General features: G+C 57.2%; 20 protein-coding genes. 11 read left to right on the top strand and 9 right to left on the bottom strand.

Features of this window, described 5'->3' with window-relative positions:
* Positions 1 to 125 precede the first annotated feature (125 nt).
* On the top strand, positions 126 to 986 hold the full coding sequence (locus VDP61_RS17405) for an S-methyl-5'-thioadenosine phosphorylase (protein WP_323008128.1): 861 nt from the start codon (positions 126 to 128) through the stop codon (positions 984 to 986).
* A gap of 312 nt (positions 987 to 1,298) precedes the next feature.
* Positions 1,299 to 1,832: an adenine phosphoribosyltransferase gene (locus VDP61_RS17400; protein WP_323008127.1), complete on the top strand. Its 534-nt coding sequence runs from the start codon at positions 1,299 to 1,301 to the stop codon at positions 1,830 to 1,832.
* A gap of 393 nt (positions 1,833 to 2,225) precedes the next feature.
* On the opposite strand, the gene VDP61_RS17395 is transcribed toward VDP61_RS17400, so the two are convergent.
* The 8 genes from VDP61_RS17395 to dapF form a co-directional block, all read right to left on the bottom strand.
* Positions 2,226 to 3,026 (bottom strand): substrate-binding domain-containing protein, encoded by an 801-nt coding sequence (locus VDP61_RS17395; protein WP_323008197.1) that lies wholly within the window; start codon positions 3,024 to 3,026, stop codon positions 2,226 to 2,228.
* The gene (locus VDP61_RS17390) at positions 3,026 to 3,742 is read right to left on the bottom strand and encodes an ABC transporter ATP-binding protein (RefSeq protein ID WP_323008126.1); all 717 of its coding nucleotides are present in this window, start codon (positions 3,740 to 3,742) and stop codon (positions 3,026 to 3,028) included. Before VDP61_RS17390 ends, VDP61_RS17395 begins: the two co-directional genes overlap by 1 nt.
* Positions 3,736 to 4,440 carry an ABC transporter permease gene (locus VDP61_RS17385; protein ID WP_323008125.1) on the bottom strand — a complete coding sequence of 235 codons (705 nt, stop codon included), beginning with the start codon at positions 4,438 to 4,440 and terminating at the stop codon, positions 3,736 to 3,738. The genes VDP61_RS17390 and VDP61_RS17385 overlap by 7 nt, the downstream gene beginning before the upstream one ends.
* A 241-nt stretch (positions 4,441 to 4,681) precedes the next feature.
* A complete protein-coding gene (locus tag VDP61_RS17380; RefSeq protein ID WP_323008124.1) occupies positions 4,682 to 5,371 on the bottom strand; it encodes an amino acid ABC transporter permease in 690 nt (229 codons plus the stop codon).
* Positions 5,372 to 5,381: 10 nt separating this feature from the next.
* Positions 5,382 to 6,074, bottom strand: a complete 693-nt coding sequence (locus VDP61_RS17375; RefSeq protein ID WP_323008123.1) for an amino acid ABC transporter permease — start codon at positions 6,072 to 6,074, stop codon at positions 5,382 to 5,384.
* A 96-nt stretch (positions 6,075 to 6,170) separates the two neighbouring features.
* Complete coding sequence (locus VDP61_RS17370) at positions 6,171 to 6,971, bottom strand: ABC transporter substrate-binding protein (protein WP_323008122.1); 801 nt, start codon at positions 6,969 to 6,971, stop codon at positions 6,171 to 6,173.
* 65 nt (positions 6,972 to 7,036) lie between these two features.
* The gene (locus VDP61_RS17365; protein ID WP_415233732.1) at positions 7,037 to 7,777 is read right to left on the bottom strand and encodes an amino acid ABC transporter ATP-binding protein; all 741 of its coding nucleotides are present in this window, start codon (positions 7,775 to 7,777) and stop codon (positions 7,037 to 7,039) included.
* A gap of 8 nt (positions 7,778 to 7,785) precedes the next feature.
* Positions 7,786 to 8,670 (bottom strand): diaminopimelate epimerase, encoded by an 885-nt coding sequence (gene dapF, locus VDP61_RS17360; protein WP_323008120.1) that lies wholly within the window; start codon positions 8,668 to 8,670, stop codon positions 7,786 to 7,788.
* Between the two features lie 345 nt (positions 8,671 to 9,015).
* Between dapF and VDP61_RS17355 the strand changes: the two genes are divergently transcribed.
* Complete coding sequence (locus tag VDP61_RS17355; RefSeq protein ID WP_323008119.1) at positions 9,016 to 9,714, top strand: CoA transferase subunit A; 699 nt, start codon at positions 9,016 to 9,018, stop codon at positions 9,712 to 9,714.
* A 2-nt stretch (positions 9,715 to 9,716) separates the two neighbouring features.
* Entirely contained in the window at positions 9,717 to 10,346 is a 630-nt protein-coding gene (locus VDP61_RS17350; protein WP_323008118.1) for a 3-oxoacid CoA-transferase subunit B, read from the top strand.
* Positions 10,347 to 10,581: 235 nt separating this feature from the next.
* Here the strand turns inward: VDP61_RS17350 and VDP61_RS17345 are convergent, their stop codons facing one another.
* Complete coding sequence (locus tag VDP61_RS17345) at positions 10,582 to 11,460, bottom strand: lytic transglycosylase domain-containing protein (protein ID WP_416236556.1); 879 nt, start codon at positions 11,458 to 11,460, stop codon at positions 10,582 to 10,584.
* A gap of 379 nt (positions 11,461 to 11,839) precedes the next feature.
* On the opposite strand from VDP61_RS17345, the gene VDP61_RS17340 reads away from it, so the two are divergent.
* The 7 genes from VDP61_RS17340 to VDP61_RS17310 all read left to right on the top strand — a co-directional run bounded on the left by VDP61_RS17340 (position 11,840) and on the right by VDP61_RS17310 (position 18,723).
* Positions 11,840 to 12,052, top strand: coding sequence for a hypothetical protein (locus tag VDP61_RS17340; RefSeq protein ID WP_323008116.1), 213 nt, complete (start codon positions 11,840 to 11,842; stop codon positions 12,050 to 12,052).
* Positions 12,053 to 12,270: 218 nt separating this feature from the next.
* On the top strand, positions 12,271 to 12,462 hold the full coding sequence (locus tag VDP61_RS17335; protein WP_323008115.1) for a hypothetical protein: 192 nt from the start codon (positions 12,271 to 12,273) through the stop codon (positions 12,460 to 12,462).
* A gap of 38 nt (positions 12,463 to 12,500) precedes the next feature.
* On the top strand, positions 12,501 to 13,346 hold the full coding sequence (cpaB, locus tag VDP61_RS17330) for a Flp pilus assembly protein CpaB (protein ID WP_323008114.1): 846 nt from the start codon (positions 12,501 to 12,503) through the stop codon (positions 13,344 to 13,346).
* Positions 13,347 to 13,600: 254 nt separating this feature from the next.
* Complete coding sequence (locus tag VDP61_RS17325) at positions 13,601 to 15,022, top strand: type II and III secretion system protein family protein (RefSeq protein WP_323008113.1); 1,422 nt, start codon at positions 13,601 to 13,603, stop codon at positions 15,020 to 15,022.
* A gap of 4 nt (positions 15,023 to 15,026) precedes the next feature.
* A complete protein-coding gene (locus VDP61_RS17320) occupies positions 15,027 to 15,668 on the top strand; it encodes an OmpA family protein (RefSeq protein ID WP_323008112.1) in 642 nt (213 codons plus the stop codon).
* Between the two features lie 277 nt (positions 15,669 to 15,945).
* Positions 15,946 to 17,229: an AAA family ATPase gene (locus VDP61_RS17315; protein WP_323008111.1), complete on the top strand. Its 1,284-nt coding sequence runs from the start codon at positions 15,946 to 15,948 to the stop codon at positions 17,227 to 17,229.
* A gap of 36 nt (positions 17,230 to 17,265) precedes the next feature.
* Positions 17,266 to 18,723, top strand: a complete 1,458-nt coding sequence (locus VDP61_RS17310) for a CpaF family protein (protein WP_323008110.1) — start codon at positions 17,266 to 17,268, stop codon at positions 18,721 to 18,723.
* Positions 18,724 to 18,732 lie beyond the last annotated feature (9 nt).

Raw genomic sequence — 18,732 nt, 5'->3', positions numbered from 1 at the left:
CGCCAGCGACGCGCATGCAAACCCTAAACCCAGCAATTTCGCAAGTCGGTTTTTGGCCTTTCCCACCCGCAGCTTGCACCCTATTCTAACCTGAAAGGCAATGGTGCCACCAAAAGGGTGATCAAATGCAAACAATGCTTGGCGTGATCGGTGGCTCTGGCTTGTATGAGATTGATGGGCTGGAAAACGCAACCTGGCTAGAGGTCGAAACCCCATGGGGGCAACCGTCGGACCAAGTGCTGGTCGGGCGGTTGAAGGGCGCTAAAATGGCATTTTTGCCGCGTCATGGGCGCGGGCATCGCCTGTCGCCCACCGATATTCCCTACCGTGCCAATATCGACGCGCTCAAACGGTTGGGCTGCACCGATATCCTCTCGGTTTCTGCCTGCGGCTCGCTGCGCGAAGATTACGCACCGGGCGATTTCGTGATTGTCGATCAATTCATCGACCGCACCTTTGCCCGCGAGAAATCCTTTTTCGGTCCGGGTTGCGTGGCGCATGTCTCGGTGGCGCGGCCCACTTGCCCACGTCTGGGGGCCGCCTGCGCCCAGGCCGCCGCTGGTGTAACGCTGCATCCGCGTGGCACCTATCTGGCCATGGAAGGGCCGCAGTTTTCCACCCTTGCCGAATCGCAGCTTTATCGCGCCTGGGGTGCCGATGTGATCGGCATGACCAATATGCCCGAGGCCAAACTCGCCCGCGAAGCCGAGCTTTGCTATGCCTCGATTGCCATGGTCACGGATTATGATTGCTGGCACGAGGCGCATGGCGCGGTGGATGTGGCGCAGGTCATTGCCACACTTGCCACCAATTCCAGCCATGCAAAGGCGATGGTTGCGGGCCTGCCAGCCTTTTTGGCGCAGAACCGCGCGCCCTGCCCCCACGGCTGCGACCACGCGCTGGACAATGCCATAATGACCGCCCCCACCGCACGCGACCCCGCACTTTTGGCCAAGCTCGACATCGTGGCAAAACGGGTGCTATAGCCAGCCGCCTTCCCGGCAGTCCCTGATCGCCAAAGGAGTTTTCTTTGAAAACCACGCCAAGTGCTGCCCTGTTCATCCTGTCTCTGCCGGTGTTTGGCTGTAAAAGATTGCGTGCTATCGCAATGCCCGTCAGGCAGGCTGGCTGCGCAGCACAAGGAACAGCGCCTGTTGGGCCGGTGGCCTTATCGGGCGTCACATTGGCTTGGCACCAAAACCGATTTTGCCCGCCTCAGCCGCGCAGGCTGATGCCGCCAGCGGGCCTGTGCCCCCCACCACCGACCTGTTCTAACCGCCTTTTTACAAGGAACGACCATGACCAAGACCGTCAAAGACTATATTCGCACCATCGTCGATTTCCCGCATGAAGGGATCTTGTTTCGGGATGTCACCACCCTGTTCGCGGACCCGCGCGGGTTTCGGATGGCGATTGATCAGTTGCTTTCGCCCTATGCCGGGATGCGGATTGACAAGGTGACCGGGCTGGAGGCGCGCGGTTTTATCCTTGGCGGTGCCGTCGCGCACCAGCTTTCCACGGGGTTCGTTCCGATCCGCAAAAAGGGCAAGCTGCCGGGGCGCACCATCGCGCAAGATTACAAGCTGGAATATGGCGATGCCGTGATAGAGGTGCATGACGACGCCTTTCTTGCCGGAGAAAAAGTGCTGCTGGTCGATGACCTGCTGGCCACTGGCGGCACCGCCGAAGCCGGGATCAAACTGATTGAGCGTTTGGGCGCCGAGGTTGTGGGCTGCGCCTTTGTCGTGGATCTTCCCGCCTTGGGTGGGCGCGAGAAGCTGGAGAAAATGGGGATGGAGGTACACACGCTATGTGCCTTTGACGGGCTTTGACAAAAGCAGGGTGATGGTAACCTTTTGGTAAGGGAATCACTCTAGAACAAAGGAACCGGGAAGACCGGTCGCTGCTTGCAAAACACGTGACCACTCAACCCCAAACCCCAGCCCCGCCGGTTCACCCCGGCGGGGTCTTTCGTTTTATTGTCACGCGCCCACGCAGAGGGCCTGCCAAAGCGCTTCACCCTTAACCTGAAACAGGGTCTATTGCATAACGCGTTGAAATCTTTGATTTCAAACCGCGATAGGGGGGGGCCGGTTCACGGCATATTGCTATAGATCACAATTTGCTTGCGCGCTGATGGCGTGCAAAAATCCGCCTGCACATCCGTCTGGCCAGTCTTACAGTGGCAACGCACCCCGCCCCCCCCCTTTCACTCCAGCCTCAAGCTACTCAGGCGCGGCGTTGAAAACAAAAAGCTGTTGATCTGCGATTTTATAGCCCTCGATCAACCCCTTGGCTGTGTCACTCACCAGCCAATCTTCCAGGTTCTGAACCAGTTCGGCCTTTACATGCGGGTGTTTTTGCGGGTTCACCGGCAAATAGGCATATTGGTTGAACAAGGCCGGGTCACCCTGAAAATCAATAGCAAGGTCGGCCTTGTTGCCAAAATTCAACCAGCTTGCCCGGTCCGACAGAATATAGGCATTCATGCCCGCAGCGGTATTCAGCGCGGCCCCCATGCCCTGCCCCACGGCACGATACCAATCGCCTGCGGGGGCCACACCGGCTTGCTGCCATAGCGCCTGTTCCATTTTATGGGTGCCACTGTCATCGCCCCGGCTGACAAAGGCGGCCTCGGCTGTTGCAATCGCCTTGAACGCTTCGGTTGCCAGTTTTGCCGTACCAGCGCCCGCCGGGTCCGATGCCGGGCCAACAATCACGAAGTCATTATACATGATTTCACGCCGATGGGTGCCATTTCCTTCGGCCAGCCATTTTTCTTCGGCGGCGCGCGAATGAACCAGAACCGCATCCACATCGCCCGCAGCGCCCAGCGCCAAGGCCTGCCCGGTGCCGACAACCAAAAGCTGCACGGTAATGCCGGTATCTTTTTCGATCTGCGGCAGCAGCACCTCGGCCAGCCCGGAATTGGCGAAAGATGTGGTCACGGCCATCTTCAGGTCTTGCGCCCAGGCGCCACCTGAAAACAGCGCAAGGCTGGCGACAAATGTAAGCGATCTCAGCATCATGGTAACAAGTCTCCTTTAAGGAATGTCGCGATTTCCGGCGCGGCCGGGGATTTAAGCAGGGTTGATTTTGGCCCGGATTCCACCAAAAGGCCATTGTAAAGAAACACAATTTCATCGGCCAGCCGCCGGGCTTGCCCCAGATCATGCGTAGACATCACAATGCGGGTGCCCGCATCGCGCGCAGTGCACAAGATCGCCTCTATTTCACGCGTAGAGCGGCCATCCAGATTGGCGCAAGGCTCATCCAGAAACAGCAGCTCTGGCCTGCGTATCAAGGCCCGCGCCAGCGCCAGCTTTTGCTTTTCACCGCCCGAAATCACCTGCGCCGGATGGTCCAGCAAAGCGCCCAATCCCACACGCCCCGCCATTTCGGCTGCCCGTTCCCGCGCCTGCGCGCGCGGCACACCCTCAAGCAAAAGCGGGTAGGCGATGCAATTCACCACCGAACGCCGCATCAAAATCGGGCTCTGAAACACAAAGCTCTGCTGCGCCCGCACCCTGTCTTGCGTATTGGCCCAGTGCAAGCGGCCCGAACTGACCCGCTCCAACCCGTGCATCGCCCGCAAGAAGGATGTTTTCCCCGACCCGTTTGGCCCCAGAATGATGGTAATACCCGTACCACCCAGCACCCAGGAAATCGGGCCCAGAATGGTTCGGCCCTTGCGCCGCAGCGAAATCTCGATAATCTCTAACGGCAAGATTGACGTTACCATCGGCCACTGCTTTCCGTGCGCGACAGAAAATGCACCGACAAGTTGACTGCAACGGCCAACGCAATCAACACAAAGCCCAATGCCAGCGCCATGCCAAATTCACCCTTGCCGGTTTCCAGCGCAATCGCGGTGGTCAACACCCGTGTCAGATGGTCGATATTGCCGCCAACGATCATGATGGCGCCCACCTCGCCAATTGCGCGGCCAAACCCCGCAAGCGCGGCCGTCATCAACGCCCGCCTGCCGTCCCAAAGAAGCGCGGTGATCCGTTGCCGGTGACTGGTGTTCAGCGAAATCAGCAAATCGTGGTAATCGGCCCACAGCTCTCGTATGGTTTGATGCGAAATGGAGGCGATGATTGGGGTAATGATGATAACCTGCGCAATCACCATGGCGGTAGGGGTAAACAAAAGGCCCAAAACGCCCAACGGCCCCGAGCGTGAAAACAACACATACACAAACAGCCCCACCACGACCGGCGGCAAGCCCATCAGCGCATTCAAAAGGGCGATCACAACGCGCCGCGCCCGAAAGCGGTTTACAGCCAGCCACGCCCCAAGCGGAAGGCCGATCAGCGCGGCAACCACCGTCGCACCAACGCTTACCCGCAGCGACAGGCCCGCGATTTCCATCAAATCCGGGTCCAGGTCAGCGATAAGACGCACGGCCTGCGTCAGGCCGTGCCAAATATCATTCATGCCGCCTCCACTCCACAGCGCGCGCCTTCATGCGTAGGCGCTGTCTAACAGCACAGGGCCGGCACGAGAAAGGGCAAAGTGGCGCCCGGGCCAAAGGCGAAGCGCGGCTGCCAATCCGCGCCGGCCTAGCTTTCCAAAGCACGGCAACACCGGGCCAGACCAAAGCTGGCAAGGGGGCGCCACGCCCCACGATAAACCTTGCGGTCAAGCGCTCGACGGCGCGCCAATTCGGGCGGGCGGCTCACTTCACATCGACGCCAATACTGCCGAACCGGGTCTCGGCCCATTTGGAAAAGCGCAGGACCGGGTAGCAATAGATGAAATAGAACACGGCGATCAGGCTGTAGATAAACATGATGTCGCCGGGCATCCGCATAATCGCCACCTCGCCCTGACGCGTCAGCTCGGCAATGCCGATCACCGACAGCACGGCCGTGCTTTTGATCACGATTACATAGACGCTGGCCATGGGCGGGATCGTCATTTTCAAGGCCTGCGGCAAGATGACATAGCGATACGCCTGCGCCTTGGTCATACCGACCGACCGCGAGGCCTCGGCCTGCCCGGTTGGCACGGCAAAGATGGCCGATGCAACGATTTCGGTCACATAGCTGGAGGTGTAAAGCGAAAGCGACACCACCGCGGCCATGAAGCTGTCAAATTTCAGCCACTCAATTTCAAGCGAGGGCAGCACGAAATAGATGATGTAAAGCTGCACCAGATAGGGTGAACCGCGCAGAATATGCAAATAGCCGTTGATCAGCTTTTCCAACGCATAGATTTGCAGCGTTTTCAGAATCCCCAAAATCGCCCCCAGCGTGGAGCCAAGGAAAATCGCGATGATGGACACCTGAAACGTGACCCAAAGCCCCTGCAGCAAGAAAGGCGAGAGTTGGTCAATGATGCCCCAGTGATGCGCAAACCATTCCATGCGATATTCCCTAGTTCTGCTGCCAGGCGGAACCGCCCAGCTTGCGTTGAACCATGCCAGACAAGACAAGCATCATGGCATAGATGGCAAGGTAACACACCGCAGTCGTCACATAGCTTTCCGTGGCGATGACCGTTTCCGAAAACATCCGCAGGCCTGCGCCCATCAACTCAAACACCGCGATGATACTAAGTAGCGACGTGTCCTTGATCAGAACCGCCGTTTGCCCCAGCAAGGGCGGCACGACATTTGCAACCGCTTGCGGCAACACAACATTCGTCATGGTTTGCCGGGGCGTCATGCCAACCGATAACGCACCCTCTACCTGCCCGCGATCAATCGATTCAAGCCCCGAGCGGATGATCTCGCCCATGTAGGGCGTGGTGTGGATGGTCAGCGCGATGATGCCGGTTTGCGTTTCATCCAGAAAATTGCCGAATGGCAGGATGGCCGGCAGCCCGTAATAGATCAGATAAATCTGGATCAGCAGCGGGGTTGACCGGATCGCCTGAATGTAACCGGCGACCGGGCGCCAGAGAAAGGGATTGCTGGACCGGCGCGCCAGCGCCACAAAGATGCCAAACGTCAGGGACAGCACCAGACAGATTGCCGAAATCCAGATCGTATTGAAAATGCCTTGCGCAAAGACTTCCCAATACTGCCCGACAATCCGAAAGTTGAAAATACGTTGGAGCCAATCCATTAACCCATCCGGTCTTGTATGCAGAGATGATATGCGATTGCCCAGGATGTGCCCCGGCGGCACGAACGCCGCCGAGGCACATCGCGGGGCCAGATCTTACTTGTGATCAGCTTCCCAATTGGTGCTGTTCCACCAGTAGTCCAGCTTTTCTTCCAAACGGCCATCGGACCGGATCAGGCCCATATAGTTGTTCAACGCGGCCAACAGATGCAGCGAATCCGGGCGAACAGCAAAGCCCAGCGGTTCGCTGCTGATGGTCCCGTCAAGCATGACAAGCCCGTCAATCGACGACATGAAACCCGCAATCGTCCCGCGATCCGACACGCCGGCATTGATGCGGCCCGAAACCAGCGCTTGCACGGTTTGCGCCGTACCGCCAGCAAATTCCTTCAGCTCTGCATTCGGGATTTTCTTGCGCGTAATATCCGCCCAGGATGATGCTTGCGTTGCCCCGACCGAAACACCCGCAACATTCAGGTCTTGCCAGGATGTATAGCCGGAATCTTTCATTGCAAAGGCGATGGTTTCCGAGAAAAACACCGGTTCGGTAAAGACCACCTGCATGCTGCGCTTGGCGGTCGGGGTCATATCAGCCGCAATGAAATCGGCCTTGCCCGACAAAAGCGCGGGAATAAGCCCCTTCCAGTCATAATCCTGAATGACCAGCTCAACTTCCATATCGTCGGCCATCAACTGCGCAAGCTCTATCGCCAGACCCGTTCTTTTGCCGTCCTTGTCGATAAAGCTGACGGGCGGGCCCTGGGTTTGTACCGCAATGGTCATCTGCCCGGTTCTGACAATCTTTTCCATCGTGGTTTCGGCAAACGAAGCCGTGGCCGCCAAGGCCAGCCAGGCCCCGCTGACGGTTGCAACGGCGAGTTTGGTAAATGTTCTCATTCTTTCCTCCGGTTTTGTTGGTTTGGTGTCGCTTCCGATTTCGTTTGCGATTTCGTTTCTGCGGGCTACAGGATTTGACGCAAAAAATCCTGCGCGCGTTCTGATTGTGGGTTGTCGAAAAACTGATCGGGGGTGTTTTCTTCAACAATCGCCCCGGCGTCCATGAAGATCATGCGGTCTGCCGCCTCGCGGGCAAAGCCCATTTCATGGGTCACAACCGCCATCGTCATGCCATCCGCCGCAAGCCCGCGCATCAATTCCAGCACGCCGCCCACGGTTTCGGGGTCAAGCGCAGACGTGGCCTCGTCAAACAGCATGACTTTGGGTTTCATCGCCAAAGATCGCGCAATCGCGACCCGTTGCTGTTGGCCGCCCGACAGCATTGACGGATAATTTCCGCCAAGATCCGGAATCCCGACCTTGGCCAGAAGGTCATTGGCCACCGCTTCCGCCTCGGCGCGGCTGCGTTTCAGCACGACGGTTTGCGGCAAGACGATGTTTTCCAAGGCGGTTTTGTGCTGATACAGGTTGAAATGCTGAAACACCATGCCCACCTGCGACCGCAGCTTGTTCAGATCGGTTTTCTTGTCTGTCACGCTGACGCCATCAATGAAGATAGAGCCGCTGTCGATTTCCTGAAGCCCGTTCAGTGACCGCAAAAGCGTCGATTTCCCCGACCCCGAAGGCCCGATAATCACCACCACCTCGCCACGATCAATGTGATTTGTCACATTGTCCAAGGCCCGAATCGGATCGGGCCGGGATTTCATGTGATAGGTTTTGCATACTTTGTCGATTTTTATCATAACGTCAGTCATGCCGAATTCCGTTCTGGTCCTGGCAGCGTTCCACTGAAACAATACTCTACCGGGCCGGTCAGCACAGCAGAATTGTCGGATTTGATCTCTACGTCCACCAGGCCTGCGGGCATTTCAACCGTGACGCGGTTTTGGCTGGTCAATCCGCGCAACTGCGCCGCGCGCACAGCAACACAGGCCCCACTGCCACAGGCCCGCGTCAACAACCCCGGACGTTCATAAACACCCGAGCGGATATAATCATCGCGCACAACCTGCGCAGCGCCCACATTGACCTTATTCGGAAAGATCGGGTTGTTCTGGATACTGGGGGCCACCGATTCCAAGTTAACACTATCAAGATCATCGACGAAATACACCACATGCGGGTTACCGATATTCAGCGCAATACCGTCAAAAAGCGGGCCAGCAGAAATATCAAGATGCACTGTGTCGGTGGCATGTTGCAGCGGAATACGATCCCATTGCGTCGTAATCCGCCCCATTTCAACGCTGACAATCTTATGGCCCTTGCGCTGACACCGCAGCGGGCCGACGACCGTTTCCAGAACAATCGCGTCCAGCCCGGTTTCCTCCAGCATCAACCACGCAAAACAGCGCGTGGCGTTTCCACAGGCCTCGGCGTCTTGCCCGTCAATATTGATGATGCGCATAAAAGCATAGGCGCCCGCCTTTGCCCCCCGCTCGGTGGGCGGTTGAATAATCAAAAGCTGGTCGGCACCAATGCCGGTTCTAGGATTGCAGATATGTGCCGCCTCATCAGGGCTGGGGAAATAGCCCGTCTCGCGCCCATCCACGATGACAAAGTGATTTTCCAACCCCTGCATCTTGAGAAATGGCCTGCCCGGCTCGGGTGTGAATTCGGCCCATGTCTTTACCAACGGTAACGCCGCCCCCATTTGTCGCCTTTATGCAATAGACGGCCATCTCGCAGGCCAAATTCATCAATGCCTGCAAGATACACGCTTGCCGCCATATCCATGCCGAACCCGCTAAAAACCGTATCTGTCAGGGTGCAGCATACACAGCCCCCCGAAATCATCAACAATTTATGCATATGGAACCACGGCCCCCCCATAATCGCGCGCAGCAAAACGCCCAGCCCGCCCATTTCCCTGTGAATGTTTCGACAAGGCCTGAATTTCGGGAAGGCGCTGCGCTGCGGCAATTGACTTCACCGCACGGGTCAGCCAGAACTTTTGCATAACATTGCGGGGAGAGTTTGCGTGAAGAAGATTTACAAGAATGCATCTGCAGCGCTGGACGGCGTGCTGTTTGATGGCATGCTGATCGCTGCGGGGGGCTTTGGGCTCTGCGGTATTCCGGAACTGCTGATCGCGGCCATCCGGGACGCAGGCACCAAGGGGCTGACGGTTGCGTCGAACAATGCCGGCGTTGACGGATTTGGCCTTGGCGTGCTGCTTGAAACCCGACAAGTGAAAAAGATGATCTCATCCTATGTCGGTGAAAATGCCGAATTCATGCGGCAGTACCTGTCAGGAGAGCTGGAGCTGGAGTTCAACCCGCAAGGAACATTGGCCGAGAGAATGCGCGCAGGCGGCGCGGGCATCCCCGGCTTTTACACCAAGACCGGCGTGGGCACCGTGATTGCCGAGGGCAAGGATGTCAAACTATTTGACGGGCAGGAATATATTCTGGAAACCGGGATTGTTGCAGACCTGTCGATCGTGAAAGCGTGGAAGGCCGACCCTTCGGGAAATCTGATCTTCCGCAAAACCGCCCGCAACTTCAATCCACCCGCTGCCACCTGTGGCAGGATTTGTGTGGCCGAGGTCGAGGAGATCGTGCCACTCGGGTCGCTTGACCCCGATACGATCCACCTGCCCGGCATCTATGTGCATCGCATCGTACAGGGCGATCACGAAAAACGCATCGAACAGCGCACCGTCAGAAAGGCGTCTTGATCATGGCTTGGGACCGGAACCAAATGGCCGCACGCGCGGCGCAAGAATTGCAAGATGGCTGGTATGTGAATCTCGGCATCGGGATTCCGACCTTGGTGTCGAACTATATCCCCGCGGGTATCGAGGTAACGCTGCAGTCGGAAAACGGCATGCTGGGCATGGGGCCGTTTCCGCTGGAAGGCGAGGAAGATGCCGATCTGATCAACGCAGGCAAACAAACCATCACCGAGCTGCCGCAAACAGCCTATTTCGATTCAGCGCAAAGTTTCGCGATGATCCGGGGTGGCAAGATTGCAATGGCGATTTTGGGCGCGATGGAAGTGGCCGAAAATGGCGATCTGGCGAATTGGATGATCCCCGGCAAGCTGGTCAAAGGCATGGGGGGGGCCATGGATCTGGTCGCAGGTGTCGGCCGGGTTGTGGTGGTGATGGACCATACCTCCAAACATGGCGAGTCCAAGCTGCTGAAGGAATGTACCCTGCCACTGACAGGCAAGGCCGTGGTCGACCGCATCATCACCAACCTTGGCGTGCTGGACGTGGTGGATGGCGGTTTGCGTATTGTCGAATGCGCCGAGGGCGTATCAGAAGCCGAATTGCGTGCGGCGACCGAGGCAACCATCGTCGGCTAAAGCAGCCAATACACGCCGAACGAACCCAAGCCGAAACCAAAACCGAAACCGCCCGCAAACCCGCTTTCTTTTCGGTGTAAATATCCCGGGGGGTCCGGGGGGCTGGCCCCCCGGCTTTCGGCTTGGTCCGGGGGGCCTGCCCCCCGGCTTTCGGCTTGGTCCGGGGGGGCTGCCCCCCGGCGCCCCCCTGCGTTTGGCGCGAACATGGCGATCAGGCGGGGTTTTCAAGCGCGCATCACCCCCCCGCTGAAATCACCTTGAACACACAAGGGTCGCTGACCAGTTCCGGCGGGGTCATGCACAGACCCTGGGCAACCTGCCATGCGGCAAGAACCTTGGGCACATAATCACGGGTTTCGGAATAGGGCGGCACGCCGTCATTGGCACGAACCGCCCCCTCACCTGCGTTATAGGCTGCCAGAACCATCAGCGGGTCGCGGTCAAACTGCCCCATCAACCAATCCAGATAGGCCACCCCGCCCTTGATGTTTTGCACCGGATCAGTCGCATCGCTTACGCCAAATCGTTCCGCTGTCGCCGGGATAAGCTGCATCAAGCCAAGCGCCCCGGCCGTGCTGACAGCGGCGGGCTGGCCTGAACTTTCAATCCCGATAACCGCCAAAACAAACGCGGGCGAAACATTGGTCCCGATCGTCGCCTTCAATATCTCTGTGCCATATTTGCTTGCCATCTCTTGCATCTGTTGCAAACGCGGCGCGCGGACGGTGGCCCCCGCCGGACCCTGCGACAGGCTGGCCATAGCCAGGGCATAGCGGCCATCCTTGGCCCCTTGCGCGGCCGGCACCTTATCCCAATACCAGCCATAGACAGCCAAAGGGGCCATGGGCGCAAGCGGCGTAACTGTGGCGACAGCCGTCGCAACAGCCAGTTCTGGCGTGCTGGCTTTTGGCGCAACGGCCAGGCGCCTTGCCTGCTCTACCGGGTCAATCTGCACGGTAATGCGCGGCCCTTTCGGGTTTTTCGAAACCTTGACCCAGCGCGCCGAGAAATCATCTTGATAGGGCGGCGTTTGCGCGATCACCGGGCCAACACTGGCCCACAGGCCAAGCGCCAACACAATCACCACCGGGGCTATCACCCGTATATGCGCCATCTTTGGCATTTCGATTTACTGCTCTTTTACGTTTCTTTTGCAAAGCATTGCAGGAATCATTCAGCCTGACCACTGATTTACCCCTTCAAATACGGCCAAGCCGCCCAAATTGGCCGGAATACCACAGCAACCCGGCCGATTGCAGCAAGTGATCATCCGCGAAATTTCCAGGAAACCCTGTTGATTTGGAAAGTCTGGGCAAATTTCCGAAAAAAGCTCTGTCCCAAAAAAGCCATTATTCCTTCAAGCGGTCGCCACATTCTGGGTGTTTAACAAAGTCATACCGCGTCGGGTATCGGGACGGAACAGAGGCCAGGCCGAGTTGATCTGAAACGGTTATGAAACCTGAATGTAGAACTTCCTTGAAGGGGAACACACCATGACACTGAAGAGCATCTTCAACAAATTCTTTAACGACGAATCTGGCGCCGTGACCGTTGACTGGGTTGTGCTGACCGCAGCCATCGTTGGCCTGGGCATGGTTGTTATGACCACTGTCGGCGGCGGTATCGAACTTATGGGCGGCAATATCTCGGATACCTTGGACACGCGGGGCATTGGCTACTCTGGTGAGGAAACACCCCCATCATAACAGGCCCTTAGGGTAATAATACAACCGACGGGCCGCATCTGAAAAGGTGCGGCCTATTGTTTAGGGTACCTGCGCAGCAAAGGTTAAAATTGCAGTTTTTTTCATACCAAAGGCACCGGATTACAAAGCTGCCACCCGATTATTGCCACATTCGGACGATATCCAAAAGCAGACCCTAAAGCGCACGCGGGCAGCGAAACACCAAAGGATTGGCCAGAATGATTCCCCCTCTGCTTAAATTCTTACGCTGCGAAATAGGTGCGGTCACTGTGGACTGGGTTGTCTTGAGTGCTGCTGTCATCGGTGTGGGCATGTTGGTTTTGATGCCTGTCGCATTTGCCACCGATAGCAGTGCCGTGGTTATCGCCGATGCCATCGCAGATTTTGAGATCGGTTATGAAAGCGACTAACGACATGGCTTGTAGACCTGAAATTTGAGGTGAATGTGATGCGTATGGTGTTTGGACTTGTTCTTGTCGTCGGCGTGATGCTGGCCGGGGCCGCTGTGTGGATGGTTCAGGGCTTTGTCAGCCAGGCAACCAACGAAGTGGCCCGTGAAAAGGCAGCGCGGCTGAAACTGGGGGATTTGGTTGATGTTTATGTCGTCAACAAAGCCATGGCCTATGGCGCAGCCATCACCAAAGACGATGTGCAACTGGCGACTTTTCCGGTGAAATCCCTACCCAAAGGGGCCTATACAGACGAATCCGCCTTGTTTCCGGGTGACTATAAAGAGACTCGGTATGTGATCCGCCAGATGGAAAAGATGGAAGTCATTCTGGGCGTCAAAGTCACCGAACCGGGGGCGGATATTGGCCTGACCTCGCGTCTGGCCAAGGGCAAACGTGCCTTTGCGATCAAGGTTGATGTGGCGTCGGGGGTTTCGGGTTTTGTGCATCCGGGTGACAATGTGGATATCTACTGGACCGGCTCGACCCAAGGCAACAACAGTGATTTCACGCAACTGATAGAAACCGCGATCAACGTGGTGGCTATTGATCAGGCGGCCAACAGCGACCGGGCGACATCGGCCACGATTGCGCGCACCGTGACGGTCGAGGCAACCCCGCAACAGGTGGCCCGCCTTGCGCAGGCACAGGCCACAGGTCGTCTGGCCTTGTCCTTGGTTGGCACTGGCGATGACACGGTTGTAGACGCGGTCGAGGTCGATAGCGCCGCGTTGCTTGGCATTCAGGTCGCAAAACCGGCACGGGTCGAACAGGCCCGCGAATGTACCATCAAAACCCGGCGCGGCGCGGAAGTTGTGGAAATGCCGATCCCCTGCACCAATTAAATCGCCCCAGCCATTCATGCCCAGGCAGCGCACCTACCCGATTTAGCGGTTTGGCCCGAAAAAACACGAGAGCTTGCGGCCAAGCCCGCCTGCTGCAACGCATCTCCATCAAGAACAGCCATTTAGGTTTTGATTCTTGCAAAAAAGCCCGAAACCCTGCAATGTAACGCATAATACGGGCAAGAGACCCGTTTCTGAGGCGTGCCCGGGTTTCAGGTATGCCCGCGTTTTAGGCGTGATCGAAAGGCAGTGATATGAGAATGTGGACCCTAATTGGGGCTACGGCGCTTGGGCTTGCTTTGCTTCAGCCGGTCGTAGATCAGGCCGAGGCGCAAACCCTGCGCGTGATGACCGGCGCACCGGCAAGTGCGCTTCAGGTGCCAATGAACCGCGCCGTCGTTGTGGAAAGCGATACCGCCTTTGCCGAGCTTTCAATTGCCAACCCCGGAATCGCCGATATTTCCACGCTTTCCGACAAGACGATCTATGTGCTGGGCAAAGCACCGGGCCGCACAACAATGACTTTATTCGACGCCAATGGGCGGCTGATTTCCAACGTCGAGGTGCATGTCACCCCCGACATCGCCGAATTCAAAGAACGTCTGCGCCAGATCTTGCCGGGCGAGCAAATTGAAGTGCGCACAGCAAATGACGGTATCGTCTTGTCAGGGACGGTTTCCAGCACCGCAAAACTGGATCGCGCGCTGGATTTGGCCAATCGCTATGCCCCGGAACGGGTTTCCAATTTGATGAGCGTGGGCGGCACCCAGCAGGTGATGTTGAAGGTGCGTTTTGCGGAAATGCAGCGTTCGGTTTCCAAAAGCCTTTCGGCCTCACTTGGGGTAAGTGGGTCGGTTCTGGGGGGTAAACTCGGCACCAAAGGCGGCTCTACCGTTTTTGCAGATGGCGCACAGGTGGCCGGGGCAATCGGTGGCGGTAATTACACACCGGCAACGGGGACCAATGGCGCGATGACCTTGGGCTTTTCCGCGGGCAGTTTGCAATTTGCCGTGCTTTTGGAAGCGCTGGAAAGCAAGGGCGTGGTGCGAACCCTGGCCGAACCCAACCTGACAGCCCTGTCGGGGCAAGAGGCCAAGTTCCTGGCGGGGGGCGAGTATCCGATTCCAGTGGCGGGGGGCGATAACTCTATCACCATCGAATACAAACCCTTTGGCGTCGAGATGAATTTCACCCCGGTCGTGGTGGACGGCGACATCATCAACCTGACCATCAACGCCAGCGTATCGTCGATCGACAGCACAATCACGCTGCAAGCGGGTGGCTTTACCATCAACGCATTCAAACGCCGCGAAACCTCTACCACCGTGGAAATGCGCGATGGCGAAAGCTTTGCCATTGCAGGTCTGTTGCAAGATGATTTCCGCAATCTGAACGGCCAAGTGCCGTGGTTGGGCGATATTCCAGTTCTGGGTGCCTTGTTCCGCAGTGCCGAATATGCCCGCGCTCAATCCGAACTGGTGATTATCGTGACGCCGCATCTGGTCACCCCGACCCGAGGCGAGGCGCTGGCCCTGCCGACGGACCGGGTAAAACTGCCGACCGAACGTGATCTTTTCCTGTTTGGCAATGTCACCGGCAAGAACGCCCCGAAAGGTGCCGCAGGCGAAGTTGCCCGGCAAGATTTCAGCGGGTCTTACGGCTATGTGATGGAGTAAGCAGATGCGGATTTCGACTTTGTTCTTAAGCGTTTCGCTTCTGGCCCTTGGTGCCTGTGGGCCAGAATTCGGCCGAGAGGCCGGCGCCGACAATACCGACAACTTTGGCAATGCCACCATGAACAACACCCTGATCCATTCGGGTCAGAAAGATTATACGATTGCCTTGGCCAAACGCTTTTCAAGCGAAGTGCCGCCCACGATTACCTTTGCCTTCAACTCTGCGCAGTTGGATCGCAGCGCGATAGATATTTTGCGCCTGCAGGCTGATTGGATAAAGACCTTCCCCGAGGCGCGGTTCCGCGTCTATGGCCATACTGATCTTGTCGGCTCCAGCGCCTATAACAAGGCGCTGGGATTACGCCGCGCCCAGGCGGTTGTCGCCTATTTTGCAAGCCAGGGCATCAGCCGCAACCGGTTGGAGGCGCTTGCCTCTTTCGGCGAAACCCGCCCTGTGGTGCAAACCCTGGCACCCGAGCAGCGCAACCGCCGGACCGTCACCGAAGTATCGGGATTTGTGCAAAACCACCCGACGGTGCTGAACGGAAAATATGCGCAGGTGATTTTCCGCGAATATCTGGATCTTGCAAAGCGCCCGCATCCACCAAATCAGGTCATTGCGACCCAGACGAATCCCGGCCAATAGCGGCTTTGCGCCCCTGCCAAAAGCGGGAAAGCGGCCCAACGCATAGATTCGGGCGTGAAACGAACCCAATTGATCAAGCCTGTGTTCACCACCGCATAAAAATCCAAGAATAACGGCTTTTCAGCCCCATTCTCGCCACCATTGCACGCCATCTTGTAACCAATGAGACAATTGCGCAGCGATTGGTTGCGTTTGGGGTTTCGGGGGCTGTGCCAATTCTCTTGCCACAATGGCAAGCGTGGCGCAGGCCCCCCCGCCATTGAAGGGCCTGATCTGAATGACGAGCGTTGCAAATCTCCACCCCGATCCCGCACCGATTGTGGCCTGCACAATTTCGCGCGATGTGCAGAATTTCGACCTGCTGATTGATGACATGGAAATAGAGCTGGGCGAAAACTGGGGGGATCTATCGTTTGACGACGCGCCGGTGTTTCTTGATCAGCCCGAAGCCTCTATGCTGGAATTCGTGGCCATTGCGATTGATGCCGAAGATGCGCTTGATCTGGTGCCGATCACTGACCTGATCAAATTGGCAAAATCTAAAAATATCAAGGTGATGCTGATCGCCTATGAGGTAAGCCCCGTCGCCCTGCACCAGCTATTGCGGCTTGGGGCGGATGATTTTGTGCCCTATCCACTGCCTGAAGGTGCGCTGCATGACGCAATCACGCGCATCCGGGCCACGCCAGAACCGGCCCCGGCCCCTGACCTTGCCCCCCTTGCACTTTCCGAATTCGAGCACGCGCCACGGCGCTCGCCCAGCTTCAAGCCCAAGGGCGACCGTGAAGCAGTGGTTTTGCCCGTTCACGGCATGGCGGGTGGCGTTGGTGCGTCAACCTTTGCCTGCAATCTTGCCTGGGAATTGGCCACAATCTCTAAAACCGATGCGCCGCGCGTGTGCTTGCTGGATTTCGATTTTCAGTTTGGCGCAATCTCGACCAACCTCGATTTGCCCCGCCGCGATGCCGTATTCGAGATTTTGCAAGACACTGCCAGCGCTGACAGCGAATCCTTTCTCAAATCCATGTTGACCTTCAACGACAAGCTGTATGTGTTTACCGCCCCGCCGGATATGTTGCCGCTGGATATTGTGCAGGGCGAAGATATTGACCGCCTGATCGACATGGCGCAGCAAAACTTTGACTTTGTTGTGATTGATATGCCGACAACCATCGTCAGCTGGACGGAAACCGTGCTGAACCGGGCGCATGTCTACTTTGCGCTGATGGAGCTGGATCTGCGATCGGCACAAAATGTGCTGCGTCTGGTGCGCGCCTTGAAGGCCGAAGCGCTGCCGTTGGACAAGCTGCGCTACATCTTGAACCGCGCCCCCAAATTCACCGATCTGTCAGGCAAAAGCCGGGTCAAGCGGATGGCCGAAAGCCTGGATATCGACATCGAGGTACAACTGCCAGATGGCGGCCCGCAGGTAACGCAAGCCAATGACCACGGGCTGCCGCTTGCCGAAACCTCGGCCAAAAATCCTATGCGCAAAGAGATCCAAAAGCTCGCCAAGTCTCTGTATGATCTTAATAAAACTTCAGAAGCAGCAAAGCTCTGAAGTCCGAAGCGATAGATATCAAGGGGCAAAAAGCACATGTTCTCGCGTTACAGGAAACCTTCGGAAACTGCTGCCAGAACGGCGCCCGCGCCTGCGATTTTGGCAACACCCGCTGCCAAGAAAGCCATTGCGCCCGAAAAGCGGCCCGGCGCACAAATGCGCCCGCTTGCCGATGTCACGGTCAAGACCTCGGCGGAACTTATTGCGGCGGATAAGGAACAAAAGCGCAAGAACAGGTTGATGGAACTGAAGGTCGAGTTGCACAAGAAGCTGCTTGAAAACCTCAACCTTGCCGCCCTGGAAACAGCAACCGAAGCCAATCTGAAGGCCGAAATAGCCGCGATTGTTTCCGAAACACTGGATGAAATGTCGGTCGCGCTGAACAAGGATGACCGCGTTGCGCTGAATCAGGAGTTGTATGACGAGGTCATGGGGCTTGGCCCGTTGGAAACCTTGCTGAAGGACGATTCCGTCAACGACATTCTGGTGAACGGCCCCAAGCGCATTTTCATCGAACGTGCCGGCAAGCTGATTCTGACCGACATCACCTTCAAGGATGAACGCCATCTGTTGCGGATCATCGACAAGATTGTTTCGGCTGTGGGGCGCCGCGTGGACGAATCAAACCCCTATTGCGATGCCCGTCTTGCCGATGGATCGCGCTTTAACTGCATGGTGCCGCCCGTGGCCGTGGACGGCAGTCTGGTTTCCATCCGCAAGTTCAAGAAAGACAAGCTGAGCGTGCCCGATCTGGTGGATTTCGGCGCTTTCACCGAAGAAATGGCGGCCTATCTGCAAGCGGCGGTTTCAACCCGTCTGAACATCATCGTCTCGGGCGGGACGGGGTCGGGCAAAACCACCACGCTGAACGCACTGTCATCCTTCATCGACAATACCGAGCGGGTGCTGACGATTGAGGATACGGCCGAATTGCAACTGCAACAGATTCACGTGGGCCGGATGGAAAGCCGCCCCGCCAACGTCGAAGGCAAGGGCGCTGTGACCCAGCGCGACTGTTTGCGCAACGCGCTGCGGATGCGGCCAGACCGGATTATCGTCGGCGAAACCCGTGGCGAAGAAGTTATCGACATGTTGCAGGCCATGAACACCGGCCACGATGGATCAATGACCACCATCCACGCCAACTCTGCCCGCGATGCGGTGTCGCGTTTGGAAAACATGATCGCCATGGCCGGAATCGAAATGCCGCTGAAAGCCGTGCGCAGCCAGATTTCCTCGGCGGTGAATCTGGTTGTACAGGCCAGCCGTTTGCAAGACGGGTCGCGCCGCATGACCTCAATCACCGAGATCACCGGGATGGAGGGCGAGGTAATCTCGATGCAGGAGCTTTTTCGCTATGAACGGCTTGGCCTGGCCCCGGATGGCAAGATTATCGGCCGTTTCAACGCTACTGGCGTGCGTTCGCATTATTCAGAACGGTTCCGCCAGTGGGGCTACGATCTGCCCGCCTCTATCTATGAACCCATCGTGTAAGGAAACCCC

The organism is Pseudorhodobacter sp. (assembly GCF_034675685.1).
GTDB lineage: Bacteria > Pseudomonadota > Alphaproteobacteria > Rhodobacterales > Rhodobacteraceae > Pseudorhodobacter.
The sequence above is the reverse complement of the archived record's forward strand: the minus strand, read 5'-3'. Positions and strand labels throughout refer to the sequence as shown.

What these genes read in the sequence shown, in the direction of transcription:
- VDP61_RS17345 (WP_416236556.1), bottom strand. Translation starts at nt 11,460, where the DNA reads ATGGCGCATATACGGGTGATAGCCCCGGTGGTGATTGTGTTGGCGCTT.
- VDP61_RS17365 (WP_415233732.1), bottom strand. Translation starts at nt 7,777, where the DNA reads ATGATAAAAATCGACAAAGTATGCAAAACCTATCACATGAAATCCCGG.
- VDP61_RS17315 (WP_323008111.1), top strand. Translation starts at nt 15,946, where the DNA reads ATGACGAGCGTTGCAAATCTCCACCCCGATCCCGCACCGATTGTGGCC.
- VDP61_RS17310 (WP_323008110.1), top strand. Translation starts at nt 17,266, where the DNA reads ATGTTCTCGCGTTACAGGAAACCTTCGGAAACTGCTGCCAGAACGGCG.
- VDP61_RS17390 (WP_323008126.1), bottom strand. Translation starts at nt 3,742, where the DNA reads ATGGTAACGTCAATCTTGCCGTTAGAGATTATCGAGATTTCGCTGCGG.
- VDP61_RS17385 (WP_323008125.1), bottom strand. Translation starts at nt 4,440, where the DNA reads ATGAATGATATTTGGCACGGCCTGACGCAGGCCGTGCGTCTTATCGCT.
- VDP61_RS17350 (WP_323008118.1), top strand. Translation starts at nt 9,717, where the DNA reads ATGGCTTGGGACCGGAACCAAATGGCCGCACGCGCGGCGCAAGAATTG.
- VDP61_RS17340 (WP_323008116.1), top strand. Translation starts at nt 11,840, where the DNA reads ATGACACTGAAGAGCATCTTCAACAAATTCTTTAACGACGAATCTGGC.
- VDP61_RS17335 (WP_323008115.1), top strand. Translation starts at nt 12,271, where the DNA reads ATGATTCCCCCTCTGCTTAAATTCTTACGCTGCGAAATAGGTGCGGTC.
- VDP61_RS17395 (WP_323008197.1), bottom strand. Translation starts at nt 3,026, where the DNA reads ATGCTGAGATCGCTTACATTTGTCGCCAGCCTTGCGCTGTTTTCAGGT.
- VDP61_RS17370 (WP_323008122.1), bottom strand. Translation starts at nt 6,971, where the DNA reads ATGAGAACATTTACCAAACTCGCCGTTGCAACCGTCAGCGGGGCCTGG.
- VDP61_RS17325 (WP_323008113.1), top strand. Translation starts at nt 13,601, where the DNA reads ATGAGAATGTGGACCCTAATTGGGGCTACGGCGCTTGGGCTTGCTTTG.
- VDP61_RS17380 (WP_323008124.1), bottom strand. Translation starts at nt 5,371, where the DNA reads ATGGAATGGTTTGCGCATCACTGGGGCATCATTGACCAACTCTCGCCT.
- VDP61_RS17320 (WP_323008112.1), top strand. Translation starts at nt 15,027, where the DNA reads ATGCGGATTTCGACTTTGTTCTTAAGCGTTTCGCTTCTGGCCCTTGGT.
- VDP61_RS17400 (WP_323008127.1), top strand. Translation starts at nt 1,299, where the DNA reads ATGACCAAGACCGTCAAAGACTATATTCGCACCATCGTCGATTTCCCG.
- VDP61_RS17405 (WP_323008128.1), top strand. Translation starts at nt 126, where the DNA reads ATGCAAACAATGCTTGGCGTGATCGGTGGCTCTGGCTTGTATGAGATT.
- VDP61_RS17375 (WP_323008123.1), bottom strand. Translation starts at nt 6,074, where the DNA reads ATGGATTGGCTCCAACGTATTTTCAACTTTCGGATTGTCGGGCAGTAT.
- cpaB (WP_323008114.1), top strand. Translation starts at nt 12,501, where the DNA reads ATGCGTATGGTGTTTGGACTTGTTCTTGTCGTCGGCGTGATGCTGGCC.